Raw genomic sequence first — 13093 nt, forward strand, 5'->3', positions numbered from 1 at the left:
AGATGTGTATAAGAGACAGTTCGCGAGCAGGCTCGCTCCCACAGTCGTTATGCATTCACATAACGACTGTGAGCCAGGCTTAGATATCAGCCAATGCCGCGACCAAAATCGCCTTGATGGTGTGCATGCGGTTTTCAGCTTGCTCAAAGGCGATGTTGACAGGGGACTCGAACACTTCCTCGGTCACTTCAATACCGTTTTTCAGGTTTGGATGGTGCTCGGCCACGTCTTTGCCGACCTTGGTTTCACAGTTGTGGAACGCAGGCAGACAGTGCATGAACTTCACGCGTGGGTTTTCTGCCGCCTTGATCATGTCGCTGTTGACCTGGTAAGGCAGCAGCAGCTTGATACGGTCGTTCCAGGCTTCAACCGGTTCGCCCATCGATACCCAGACGTCGGTGTGGATAAAATCCACGCCTTTGACGGCAGCTTTAGGGTCTTCGGTCAGGGTGATTTTGGCACCGCTTTCCTTGGCGAATTCCTGGCACTGTTTAACGAACGACTCTTCCGGCCACAGGCTTTTTGGTGCGGCAATACGCACGTCCATGCCCAGTTTGGCACCGATCAGCAGCAGCGAGTTACCCATGTTGTTGCGGGCGTCGCCCAGGTACGCGTAGCTGATGTTGTGCAGCGGCTTGTCGCTGTGTTCGCGCATGGTCAGCACGTCGGCGATCATTTGCGTCGGGTGGAATTCAGCGGTCAGGCCGTTGAACACCGGCACGCCTGCGTACTTGGCCAGCTCTTCGACAACAGCCTGTTCAAAGCCACGGTATTCGATGGCGTCAAACATGCGGCCCAGAACGCGGGCGGTGTCTTTCATGCTTTCTTTGTGACCGATCTGTGAAGAAACCGGGTCGATGTAGGTAACGTGCGCGCCCTGGTCGTGGGCTGCTACTTCAAATGCGCAACGGGTGCGGGTCGACGTTTTTTCGAAGATCAGGGCGATGTTTTTGCCTTTCAAGTGCGGCTCTTCAGTACCGGTGTACTTGGCGCGCTTGAGATCGCGGGACAGATCGAGCAGGAAATGCAACTCACGTGGAGTGTGGTGCATCAGGCTCAGAAGGCTGCGGTTTTTCATGTTAAAAGCCATGGTGATCTCCTTGGTTTCGGGTTAACCGGCTTGCACCGGCCCCGTGTTGGGGCCGGGGCAAGCAATCAAATGGGTAGATTAATAGTCGACAGGGTCACGCACGATCGGGCAGGTCATGCAGTGACCGCCGCCACGGCCGCGGCCCAGTTCGGAGGCGCTGATGGTGATGACTTCAACGCCAGCCTTGCGCAGCAGGGTGTTGGTGTAGGTGTTGCGGTCGTAACCGATCACCACGCCAGGCTCCAGGGCCACCACGTTGTTACCGTCATCCCACTGCTCGCGTTCTGCTGCGAACGAGTTGCCGCCGGTTTCGACCACACGCAGTTTTTTCACGCCCAGGGCCTTGGCCACTACGTCGAGGAAGTGTCCTTCTTCGCGTCGTACGTCCACGCCGCCTTGTTTCTTGTCGTCCGGGTACACCGAGAACGCAACGATCTGGTTCACGACTTCAGGGAAGATGGTCACCAGGTCGCGGTCGCAGAAGCTGAACACGGTGTCCAGGTGCATCGCCGCGCGGGACTTGGGCATACCGGCAACGATCACTCGTTCTACAGCGCCGTTCTTGAACAGGTTTTGTGCCAGTTGGCCAATGGCCTGACGTGACGTGCGCTCGCCCATACCGATCAGGACTACGCCGTTGCCGATTGGCATCACGTCGCCGCCTTCAAGGCTGGCGTTGCCATGGTCGACTGTCGGGTCGCCGTACCAGATCTGGAAGTCGGCGTTGGTGAACTCAGGGTGGAACTTGTAGATCGCGGTGGTCAGCAGGGTTTCCTGACGACGCGCCGGCCAGTACATAGGGTTCAGCGTCACGCCACCGTAGATCCAGCAAGTGGTGTCACGGGTGAACTGGGTGTTGGGCAGCGGTGGCAGGATAAAGCTGGTGTGACCGAGGAAGTCACGGAACATCTGGATGGTCTTGCCACCAAAGCTGTCTGGCAGATCGTCTGCCGACACGCCGCCGATCAGGTACTCGGCAATTTGGCGTGGCTCAAGGCTTTTAAGCCAGGATTTGACTTCGTTGACCAGGCCCACACCCACCTGATTGGGGGTCACTTTGTGGTCCAGAATCCAGTCCAGGGCTTCCGGGATGGCAACGATATCGGTCAGCAGGTTGTGCATTTCCAGCACATCAATGCCGCGGTCGCGCATTTTGGTGACGAAGTCGAAGTGGTCACGCTTGGCCTGGTTGACCCACAGTACGTCATCGAACAGCAATTCATCGCAGTTGCTTGGGGTCAGGCGCTGGTGAGCCAGGCCTGGGGAACACACCATAACCTTATGCAGCTTACCGGCTTCGGAATGCACGCCGTATTTCACTTTTTCCGTGGTCATTACAGTCATCCTCCAAAGTACACAAACAGGTTGTTACAGGGTCAGGAAACCGTCGTAGAGACCATAGGCAGCCACCAGGGCGCCGATCACGACTGCGGCAAAAATCACTTTCTCGATGTTGGTGAACACGGGCTGGCCGCTTTCACGCTTGGCCTTGGCGAACAGAATGGCGCCAGGTGCATAGAGCAGGGCCGACAACAGCAGGTACTTGAGGCCGCCGGCATAGATCAGCCAGATCGCGTAGATCAGCGCGATACCGCCGATGATCAGATCTTTCTTGCGTTCTGCCAGGGCGTTCTCGTAAGTCTCGGCACGTACCGCCAGCAGGAAGCCGTAGGCTGCAGACCAGAGGTAAGGCACCAGGATCATCGAGGTCGCCAGGTAGATCAGCGACAGATAAGTACTGGCCGAGAACAGGGTGATGATCAGGAACAGTTGCACCATGGCGTTGGTCAGCCACAGGGCGTTGACCGGTACATGGTTGGCGTTTTCCTTTTTCAGGAAGGCCGGCATGGTGTGGTCCTTGGCCGCCGAGAACATGATCTCTGCGCACAGCAGTACCCAGGAGAGCAGGGCACCCAGCAGGGAGATGATCAAGCCGACGCTGATCAGTACTGCACCCCAGTGACCGACCACATGCTCAAGCACGGCCGCCATCGAAGGGTTTTGCAGTTTTGCCAGTTCAGGCTGAGTCATGATGCCCAGCGACAGCACGTTCACCAGTACCAGCAACAGCAGCACGGTGATAAAGCCGATCACGGTGGCCCGACCCACGTCCGAACGTTTTTCGGCACGGGAAGAGAAGATGCTTGCGCCTTCGATACCGATGAACACCCAAACGGTGACCAGCATCATGTTGCGCACCTGATCCATCACGCTGCCCAGGTCCGGGTTTTTTACGCCCCAGATGTCACTGGTAAAGATGTCCAGTTTGAACGCGAAGAGGGCAATCAGGATAAACAGAACCAGCGGTACGACCTTGGCAACGGTGGTTACCAGGTTGATGAACGCTGCTTCCTTGATGCCGCGCAGTACCAGGAAATGCACGGCCCAGAGCAGGATCGAGGCGCCGATGATGGCGGCGGGGGTATTGCCTTCGCCGAAGATCGGGAAGAAGTAACCCAGGGTGCTGAACAGCAACACGAAGTAGCCGACGTTACCCAGCCAGGCGCTGATCCAGTAGCCCCAGGCTGACGAGAAACCCATGTAATCGCCGAAGCCTGCCTTGGCGTAGGCATACACGCCGCCGTCAAGGTCAGGTTTGCGATTGGCGAGGGTCTGGAACACAAAAGCGAGGGTCAACATACCGACAGCGGTAATTGCCCAACCGATCAGGATTGCGCCGACATCAGCGCTGGCGGCCATGTTTTGAGGCAGCGAAAAAATCCCGCCGCCAATCATTGAGCCGACTACCAGAGCAACCAACGCACCCAGTCGCAGTTTTCCAGGAGTATCAGACATTTGTAGTGACTCCAATCTAGGAGAAGTGAGGCTTCAAAGTTAAGTCCATTGATATTCAAGCCGTTTGACATAGATCAGGGCATTACTACATTCCATTGTTGATAGAGCGGGGAAGGTCGCGATCACGCATTTTTATGACGCTTCCTGAAAGCCTTACTCCAGAGATGTTTTCAGGTATTAATACGTTCGTTACCCACGGTGTCGTGGGGATTGAAGCTAGCCAGTATTTCCAGATTTGCAAATGTCATCTTCAAGTTTCATGAACCCCTCCATGAAATTAAATCGTCATCTATATATGAACGGTTTTTTAGGTTTCAATAGGTGCAATGGTTATCAGGGAAGCACGGCTTATTGCGGGGATCTATTAAACGTTTGGGCACTGCATATATTTAGTCAGTGAACGTCTGTAGCCTGATATTCATAAGTTTTAACCAAGTAGTACAGCGAGGTGACGATGTCGCAACAGACGCAAAAGCTTAGGCTCAACGCCCTGATCGCGTTGGTTGTCGGCTCGATGATTGGAGGCGGGATTTTTTCGTTGCCACAAAATATCGCCGAGCATGCTGCCGGTGGTGCCGTGTTGATCGGCTGGGCAATCACGGCAGTGGGCATGCTGGCGCTGGCCTTTGTGTTCCAGACCCTGGCCAATCGCAAGCCGCAGCTGGATTCGGGGGTGTATGCCTACGCCAAGGCCGGGTTTGGCGACTACATGGGTTTCTCGTCAGCCTGGGGCTACTGGATCAGCGCCTGGATGGGCAACGTCGGTTACTTCGTATTGCTGTTCAGCACCCTGGGCTATTTTTTCCCGGTGTTTGGCCAGGGCAACACGCCGATCGCCATAGGTTGCGCATCGTTGCTGCTGTGGGGGGTGCATTTTCTGGTGCTGCGCGGGATCAAGGAAGCGGCGTTTATCAACCAGCTGACCACCGTGGCCAAAATCGTCCCCATTGTGATGTTTATCGTGCTCACCGCCGTGGCGTTCAAGGCCGATATTTTCACCCGGGATTTTTGGGGCACACAAACACCCAGCCTGGGCAGCGTGATGGATCAGGTGCGCAACATGATGCTGGTGACGGTCTTCGTGTTTATCGGTATTGAAGGTGCCAGTGTCTACTCGGGCCGTGCCGAGAAACGTTCGGATGTGGGCAAGGCTACGGTCATTGGCTTTCTCGGCGTGCTGGCCCTGCTGGTGCTGGTGAACGTGCTGTCGCTGGGGATCATGAGCCAGCCGGAACTGGCCAGTCTGCAAAACCCGTCGATGGCCGGGGTGCTCAAGCATGTGGTGGGAGAGTGGGGCGCGATACTGATCAGTATCGGGCTGGCGATCTCGCTGTTGGGGGCGTTGTTGTCGTGGGCGTTGCTGTGCGCCGAGATCCTCTATGCCACAGCCCGGGACAACACCATGCCGGCGTTCCTGAAAAAGGAAAACGCCAACCATGTGCCGGTCAATGCCCTGTGGCTGACCAACTCGATGATCCAGATTTTCCTGGTGATCACCCTGGTGTCCGCCGGTACTTACACCAGCCTGATCTATCTGGCGTCATCGATGATCCTGGTGCCTTACCTGTGGTCGGCAGCTTACGCGGTGCTGCTGTGCGTGAGGGGCGAGACTTATGAGCGGGCGGGGCGGCGGAGGGTCAAGGACCTGCTGGTAGGGGCGGTGGCGCTGATTTATGCGATGTGGCTGTTATATGCGGCGGGGCCCAAATACCTGCTGCTCTCGGCGTTGCTGTATGCACCGGGGGTGTTCTTTTTCGCCAAGGCCAAGCGCGAGCAGGGTGAGCTGCTGTTCAAGCCCTGGGAGAAGGTGATATTCGCGATGGTGGTGATAACGGCACTGGCGGCAGCTTATGCGCTGTATAGCGGGGCGTTGGCGTTGTAAGTGGCGATTTGTGGGAGCGGGCTTGCTCGCGATGGCATCGCCGCCGTTTGCCTGATACACCGGGGTGTCAGTATCGCAGGCAAGCCAGTTCCCACAGGTGTGCGGCGCTCATAAATTCCGAGGGGGGCCAGTTCCTGTAAAAAGCCTTATGAGTGCTCCGCTCGTCAACTGCTACGAAGGGCTTGGCAAGCGCTCCGGTCGCGACCAGATCCACAGATTGCCCATGCTCATGCCGGCAATCGCCAGAAACACCGGCCAGTTGTGATCCAGCACATACAGCATCAGCCCTGCGCACAACAACATGCTGACAGTGGCGCTGATTTTGGCGTTGCGCTTGATGATCTTGCCGTTGCGCCAGTTGCTCAGGATCGGGCCAAACAACCGGTGGTTTTCCAGCCAGGCACTCAAGCGCGGGGAGCTTTTGGTCGCGGCCCAGGCGGCGAGCAAAATAAATTCGGTGGTCGGCAGGCCAGGAATCACTATCGCAATCAGGCCAATGCCCAGGCTCACATAGGCCAGCAAGCCGAACAGGATTCGGGCGATTTTCGACGTGGATCGGGTTTGGCGGGTCATAAGCTCAGGACGCATAAAAGGACACCCGACCAGCGTGCGCTGGTCGGGCCTGTCAGCTTAAGCCAGTTCTGGCTGAGCAGCGTAGGCGTGTTCCAGTAATACGGTAAAACGCTCAAAGGCCGCTACTGCACCTTTGTCGAGGTCGGCTTCTTCTTCAGCCGTCAGTTCCAGGCCGTCGAGGGTGCGGATAAAGCTTTTCCAGCCTTCGGCACGGCCACCGGCAGGCTCGCCCAGGTGGCGGGCGCCGAAGCTGTCGCTCAGGCCCAGGCCCACAGCACGCTTGATCAGGAATGCAGCGCCCAGCTTGGAGCCTTCGGAAACGAAGATCCAGCCCAGTGCTTCAGCCTTGCTTGGCGAATTGACCGCGCCGGCAACCGGGGCAGGCACTTCGGTGTTGAGGTCGGCCAGGTCGGCCTTGGCTTGCTCGGCGCGGCAGCGCTCTGGCAGGTCAGGGACGATTTCTTTCAGGGCCGGGTCGGTGTACAGCGCCTTGAGCTCCGACTGGAACAGGTACTGGGCGACGACAAAGCGGGCGAAGCTGGCCACGTCATCAAATGGCTTGTGCGCCTTGACCAAAGCGTCGAGCTTTTGATGCGGCTCGTTGGTGATCTGGTTCAGACGTTGGGAACGCAAGGCCGGACGTGATGCGGAATCAGCAGTGGTCATGAAAATATCCTTGAGAATGAGATGCGCTTTGTAACTAGACGATCAGGAAGACGCATCACAGTAAAAAATCCTCACTGCGCAGAGCAGAATTCTGCGCAGTGAGCGTGGCTGATCAGATATCCCAGACCAGATTTATCGAGAAGTTGCGGCCCGGCGCGGTCAGTCGCTCCATATTGGCCGGGTTCAGCACGCCGGCCTCACCCACGCTGTCGTAGCCGCGCACGTCATCCCAGTTCCAGTATTTCTTGTCGGTCAGGTTGTACAGGCCGGCATTGACGGTGACGTCCTTGGTGACCTTGTAGAAACCGGTCAGGTCGAGCACACCATAGCCAGGCGACTTGAACTGCTTGCTGGTGCCATCGGGGGCGAAGTAGCTGGTGTCGTCGACCTGATCCTTGCTCTTGACCAGGGTCCAGCTCACCAGGGCGCCATAGTTCTGCTGCTCGTAGCCCAGGCCCATCACGGCGGTCAGCGGGTTGACGCTGTTGATCGGCTGGCCGGTGTCTTCGTTGCGACCGTGGGCATATGCCACGGAACCACGGGTATAGAGGCCCTGTGGCGCGCCGAAAGCGTCCAGGTTCAGGCGGCCTTTGACCTCGGCACCCTTGATGGTGGCGTGCTTGATGTTGTTGGCCTGGAACTTGAGGTCGTCGTAGCCGGGGGTGATGGCATCTTCGTTAATGAAGTCGCGGTACTTGTTATAGAACACCGCCACGTCGAATGAGCCAGCGTCAAAGTTGCCGCGCAGGCCGGTCTCGTAGCTTTTGCTTTTTTCCGGTTCCAGATCCGGGTTCGGCTCTACCGAGTAGCCTGCCTGCAGGTTGTCAAATCGACCGTACAACGCTTTGGCGGTCGGGGTGCGGAAGCCTTCGGCGTACTGGCCGTACCAGGTGTAGTTGTCGTTGAATGCGTAAGTGACGCCCAGTTTTGGCGACAGGCGGTGCCAGACCTTGTCTGCATCGCTTACGGTGCCTTTCTGGTCGCTGTTGACGGTGTTGAGGAATTCCTGGGTGATATGCGGCGTCAGCTTGGTGTAGTCGTAGCGCAGGCCGGGCATGAAGGTCCAGTCATTCCAGCTGATCTGGTCCTGGGCGAACAGGCTGTAGGTGTTGATGGTCGGGTCCGGGAAGTCGCTGGATTTGACCAGGTAATCTTTCGGGCTGTCGGCGCCCACGGCGGTGCAACCATTGCCTACTGCCAGGCAGGTGCCCGAGCCACTGCGCGAACCGGTGACTTTCTGGTGCTTGATAGTGGCACCGTAGGTCAGCAGGTGATCGGTGTCAGCAATATGGAAGGCTTTGTCTGCCTGGGCGTCCAGTACCCAGGTTTTTTCTTCGTAGGTGGTGTTGCGCGAACGCATCACATGACGGCTGTAGGGGAAGTAGTCTTCCAGGGTGTTCTGGTCGGTTTTGGCGATCTGGTAGTTCAGGCTCCACTTGAAGTGGTCAGCCACGGCGGTATCCAGCGCCATGCTGTTTTCCAGGCCGAAACGCTCGCGGCTGATGGTGTCCTTGCCGTTACGCGACAGGTACATGCCCAGCGGCTGGCCGTTGTTGAACGGTCCGCCGACCGCGCTTTTTTCATTGATGTCGAGGCGGTCCTTGTACTTCTCATAAGTGAAGCCAAGACGGTCGTCATCGTTGTAGTTCCAGCCCAGCTTGGCCAGTACGTTGGTGGTTTTGGTATCTTCAGGGTTGGCCGCGGTACGGGACAGCCCGGTGCCGCCGTGGTCACCGTAGGATTCGGTTTCGTGACCGTCGCGCTGGCTCAGGTGCAACAAGCCGTCGAAGTCGCCCGAGCGGCCGGCGACGGTGCCGGATTTCAACCAACTGCGATCGGCCGAGCTGTAGCCGGCCTTGAGGCGGGCGCCAACATCCTGGCCCGGCTTGATAATGTCATTGGGGTCGAGGGTGAAGTAGCTGACGGCACCGCCAATGGCGTTGCTGCCATAAAGTACCGACGCCGGGCCACGGAGGATTTCGACGCGCTTGATGATTTCCGGGTCGACGTAGTTGCGCTGGGTCTTGGCGTACGGGCCGTTGAAGAACGAGTTGGGGAACTCGACGCCGTCCACCTGGGTCAGGATCCGGTCGCCGTCGATGCCGCGGATGTTGTAGTTGCTGATACCGCCACGCTGGCCGGCGCCGCCTACCGAGACACCCGGCTCATAGCGCACCAGGTCCTTGATGGTATTGACGTTATCGCGGTCCATATCCTGGCGGTCATGGACGGTAATGGTGCTGGGCACCGAGTTCACGTCCTGCTCCTGGCGAGTGGCGCTGATGGTGACTTGTTGCAGGGCCAGGGTGCCGGTGGAGCTGCTGCGCTTTTCCAGCACGATATTGTTGCTGGCCAGCTTGCGGTAGCCCAGGTTGGTGCCGATCAACAGGCGCTCCAAGGCTTTTTCCGGGGTGAGTGAACCGCGCACGCCGGGCGAGGACACATTCTGCGCCAGCTCTGCCGGCAGGCCGACCTGCCAGCCGGTCACCGTGCTGAAATCGTTAAGCGCGGAGGCCAATGGCTGCTGGGAGATCGCAAACTTGTAATTGCCCACGGAGCGGGTCGCCGGCTGCTCATCGGTCGCCGCCAGGGCTGGAGCCGCCTGCACACCGGCCAAAAGCATGGCGGCGGTCAACAACGACAACGTGCACTGCTGCAAACCACCCTTGCGGGCGTTGGATGAGGACCGGCTGTTGAAACGAGTGGGCATTGATAGCGCTCCGTGGTGAACGAATCTTATAGTTGCGAAGCTGACTCAAAATGCGAATCAGTTGCATTGACTACAACGAGACGTATGACCTTAGGCTATCGAGTAAAAAAACCTACTTTTAATTGAGAATTACCAATGCCGGGAATTCTGAAAGGCTACTTGAGGTGATATGGGCCAGTGAGCGGACGATATCCAGAGGCTGATCCAGCCGGTAGTTGCCGGTCACTGCCACGTTGGCGAGTTTGTCGTTGTTGTTGACGATCCAGCCTGGGTAGTAGCGGCGTACTTCATCCAGCACCTTGCCCATCGGGCAGTTTTCGAACACCAGGCGCCCCTGCACCCAGGCCAGGTCGGTCTGGGGGTTGAGCCGGGCGGTCTTGCTGAAGCCGTCAGGGCCAATGCGCACGCTGTTGCCAGCCGACAGGCGCATTTGCGCACCGGCACTGTTGACCCGCAAGTCGACGTCGCCGCGCTGCACCCGCACCTGTGTTTCACCATTGAGGTAGCTCACGGCGAAGGCGGTGTCGCGCACGCTGACGCGCACAGGGCCAGCATCAAGCACCAGCGGGAACTCCAGGTCGGCGGGAATTTCGAAATACGCTTCGCCCTGATACAGGCGGGCGCTGCTTTGGGCATTGACCACCTTGCTGGAAAACGCCGAGTTGGTGTTAAGCAGCACTTTTGAGCCGTCCTCGAGTTGCAGGCGCTGGCGCTCGCCCACCACGGTCAGGTGATCGGCTTGCAGGCGTAACGGTACATTGCTGTAGCTGCCGACGCTGATTATCACCACCGCCGCAGTTGCCAGGTGTTTCCAGTGTCGTCCTATGCGCCGCAACAGGCCGGGGGTACGGCGGGCTTGCAGGGTTTGCGCGGCGGCCAGCAGCGGTTCGCCGTTCCAGATCGCATTGGCCTTGGCAAAGGCCTGGGCATGGGCGGGGTCGGCATTGAGCCAGTTTTCGAAAGCGGCTTTTTGTTCGTCGCTCGCACACTCAAGAGTAATCAGCCATTCCAGTGCCTGATCCATGGCGCTGTCCTGCAGCACGTCTTGCGCCAGTTCTGGCACGGCAGATTTGTGAGTGTCCGTCACGGATGTTCCTTGGCAGTTTCAGAGCGTTCTAGCAGGCATCGCCGGTCAAGGTTAAGGGCGATTGAGTCTGTCGGCTACCCCGATGCAGATTGCCATGATCAATTTGAGTTCCTTTTGAACGGTGCTCAAGGAAACGTCAAGCTCTTCGGCAATCTCCTGATAACTGCAGCCATGCAGGCGGCTGAGGATGAAAATCCGTTGTTGACGGGCACTTAACTGGCTCAGGCTCACACTCAGACGCTCCAGTAGTTGCGCGGCTTGATGGGCTTCTTCAGGGGTGCTGAGAGGGGAGGCAACGCCTTCGATCACTTCAGTGGGCACATCTTCGACCACGGTGCGTGACTGGATCCGCCGGGCGCGCAGGTGGTCAAGCGCCAGATTGCGTGCGGTCTGGAACACAAAGGGCTCAAGGTGCTCGACGCTGCGTTCGCTCAAGGCGCGGGTTACGCGCAGGTAGGTCTCCTGCAGCAGGTCTTCGGCGGTGCTGTGGTTGTTGACCATCCGCTCCAGGGTGCGCAGCAGGGTTACCCGTTGGGTAAGGAAGACTTGATTGAAGTGGGACTGACTCACAGTGCTACCCGACCGATTTTGAGCGAATGATAATGCTTATCATCTGTGCTATTGGTCAAGTGCTGTTTTGAAATGGTTTGAAATCCTTCTGGTGGGAGTGAGCCTGCTCGCGAAGGTCGTAGACGATAGTGCGTCTTCGCGAGCAGGCTCGCTCCCACCATAAACCTAAACCCGACCCTTCAAATACGCACTGTAATCAGGAATGCGGTGTTCATGGGGCTGGCTCATCAGCGGGCTGCTGAGCAGGTAGTCGGCGCTGCATTCATTGCACGCCACGGGGATGTTCCATACTGCCGCAACCCGCAGCAGTGCCTTGATGTCCGGGTCGTGGGGCTGGGGCTCGAACGGGTCCCAGAAGAACACCAGCATGTCGACCCGTTGCTCGGCGATCCGTGCCCCCACCTGTTGATCGCCGCCCAACGGCCCGCTGATCATGCTTTCGATCGGCAGGCCCAGGCGCTGGCTCAGCAGCAGCCCGGTGGTGCCGGTGGCGCACAGGTCATGCTGGCTGAGGGCTGCCTTGTGGCGTTCGGCCCAGTCCAGCAAAAAGCCCTTGCAATGATCGTGGGCCACCAGGGCGATACGCTTGCGCGCCGCCAGGGTGGCCGTGGTGAAGCTGATACCGATCATCGCGTTACTCCGCGTTGTGCAGCGCCAGGCAGTTATCGAGCATGCGGTTGGAGAAGCCCCACTCGTTGTCGTACCAGGCCAGCACTTTTAGCAGTTTGCCGCTGACTTTGGTGTGATTGGCATCGAAGATCGACGAAAGCGGGTTGTGGTTGAAGTCGCTCGATACCAGCGGCAGGGTGTTGTAACCCAGTACCCTGGAGTGCTGGCTGGCTTCCTTGAACAGTGCGTTGACTTCAGCTGCGGTGGTTTCGCGCTTGAGTTCAATGGTCAGGTCGACCAGCGACACGTTGATCACCGGCACCCGCACGGCCATGCCGGTGAGCTTGCCGGCGAGTTCCGGCAATACCAGGCCCACGGCTTCGGCTGCGCCGGTTTTGCTCGGGATCATGTTCTGGGTGGCCGAACGTGCGCGGTAGGGGTCCGAGTGATAAACGTCGGTCAGGTTCTGGTCATTGGTGTAGGCGTGAATGGTGGTCATCAGGCCGTTTTCAATGCCGAATTCGCGGTGCAGGATCTGCGCCACGGGTGCCAGGCAGTTGGTCGTGCAGGAAGCATTGGAAATAATGTGGTGGGATTGACGCAAAATGTCGTGGTTGACACCGTAGACCACCGTCGCATCGGCATTTTTGCCGGGAGCAGAGATAATCACCTTGCGGGCGCCAGCAGTAATATGTGCTTGTGCCTTGCTGCGCTCGGTGAACAAACCTGTGCATTCAAACACCACATCGATGTTCAGTGCCGCCCACGGCAGTTCGGCCGGATTGCGAATGGCGGTCACGCTGATGCGGTCACCATTGACGGTCAGGCTTTCCTGATCGTGTTCGACATTGGCGTCGAACGTGCCGTGAACCGTGTCGTACTTGAGCAGATGGGCATTGATCGAACTGTCACCCAGATCGTTGATGGCGACGATCTGCAGGTCCTGACGGTAGCCTTGGGTATACAGTGCGCGCAGGACGTTACGGCCGATACGGCCAAAACCATTGATTGCGATTCGTAGAGTCATGGAAAGCGCCTGCCATCGATTTGTTGTTGGAATTACAAGATTATTCGCATAAAAATAGAAAACAAGCCATTTAAGTGGCAATA

At 58.0% G+C, this 13093-nt stretch carries 11 protein-coding genes; 1 reads left to right on the plus strand and 10 read right to left on the minus strand.

All coding sequences use genetic code 11. The features are described from left to right. Nucleotides 1-79 precede the first annotated feature (79 nt). The 3 genes from QN377_RS17230 to arcD (QN377_RS17240) form a co-directional block, all read right to left on the minus strand. A complete protein-coding gene (locus QN377_RS17230) occupies nucleotides 80-1090 on the minus strand; it encodes an ornithine carbamoyltransferase (protein WP_095001376.1) in 1011 nt (336 codons plus the stop codon). Between the two features lie 78 nt (nucleotides 1091-1168). Next, nucleotides 1169-2425, minus strand: coding sequence for an arginine deiminase (gene arcA, locus QN377_RS17235; RefSeq protein ID WP_088377977.1), 1257 nt, complete (start codon nucleotides 2423-2425; stop codon nucleotides 1169-1171). A 33-nt stretch (nucleotides 2426-2458) separates the two neighbouring features. After that, nucleotides 2459-3886 carry an arginine-ornithine antiporter gene (arcD, locus tag QN377_RS17240; protein ID WP_029611554.1) on the minus strand — a complete coding sequence of 476 codons (1428 nt, stop codon included), beginning with the start codon at nucleotides 3884-3886 and terminating at the stop codon, nucleotides 2459-2461. 454 nt (nucleotides 3887-4340) lie between these two features. Between arcD (QN377_RS17240) and arcD (QN377_RS17245) the strand changes: the two genes are divergently transcribed. Next, complete coding sequence (gene arcD, locus QN377_RS17245; RefSeq protein ID WP_095001377.1) at nucleotides 4341-5768, plus strand: arginine-ornithine antiporter; 1428 nt, start codon at nucleotides 4341-4343, stop codon at nucleotides 5766-5768. 171 nt (nucleotides 5769-5939) lie between these two features. Here arcD (QN377_RS17245) and QN377_RS17250 read toward each other — a convergent pair whose 3' ends face one another. The 7 genes from QN377_RS17250 to gap all read right to left on the minus strand — a co-directional run bounded on the left by QN377_RS17250 (nucleotide 5940) and on the right by gap (nucleotide 13010). Continuing rightward, on the minus strand, nucleotides 5940-6341 hold the full coding sequence (locus QN377_RS17250; RefSeq protein ID WP_095001397.1) for a YbaN family protein: 402 nt from the start codon (nucleotides 6339-6341) through the stop codon (nucleotides 5940-5942). A gap of 57 nt (nucleotides 6342-6398) precedes the next feature. Next, complete coding sequence (locus tag QN377_RS17255; protein WP_095001378.1) at nucleotides 6399-7007, minus strand: biliverdin-producing heme oxygenase; 609 nt, start codon at nucleotides 7005-7007, stop codon at nucleotides 6399-6401. A gap of 112 nt (nucleotides 7008-7119) precedes the next feature. Next, nucleotides 7120-9717: a TonB-dependent receptor gene (locus tag QN377_RS17260; protein ID WP_322212510.1), complete on the minus strand. Its 2598-nt coding sequence runs from the start codon at nucleotides 9715-9717 to the stop codon at nucleotides 7120-7122. 118 nt (nucleotides 9718-9835) lie between these two features. After that, a complete protein-coding gene (locus tag QN377_RS17265; RefSeq protein WP_095019825.1) occupies nucleotides 9836-10804 on the minus strand; it encodes a FecR family protein in 969 nt (322 codons plus the stop codon). Nucleotides 10805-10855: 51 nt separating this feature from the next. Continuing rightward, nucleotides 10856-11374, minus strand: coding sequence for an RNA polymerase sigma factor (locus QN377_RS17270; RefSeq protein ID WP_095001381.1), 519 nt, complete (start codon nucleotides 11372-11374; stop codon nucleotides 10856-10858). A gap of 165 nt (nucleotides 11375-11539) precedes the next feature. After that, a complete protein-coding gene (locus QN377_RS17275; protein WP_095001382.1) occupies nucleotides 11540-12004 on the minus strand; it encodes a methylglyoxal synthase in 465 nt (154 codons plus the stop codon). Nucleotides 12005-12008: 4 nt separating this feature from the next. Continuing rightward, nucleotides 12009-13010, minus strand: a complete 1002-nt coding sequence (gene gap, locus QN377_RS17280; RefSeq protein WP_095019826.1) for a type I glyceraldehyde-3-phosphate dehydrogenase — start codon at nucleotides 13008-13010, stop codon at nucleotides 12009-12011. Between the last annotated feature and the right edge of the window lie 83 nt (nucleotides 13011-13093).

The organism is Pseudomonas sp. CCC4.1, assembly GCF_035019225.1.
Taxonomy (GTDB): domain Bacteria; phylum Pseudomonadota; class Gammaproteobacteria; order Pseudomonadales; family Pseudomonadaceae; genus Aquipseudomonas; species Aquipseudomonas bubulae.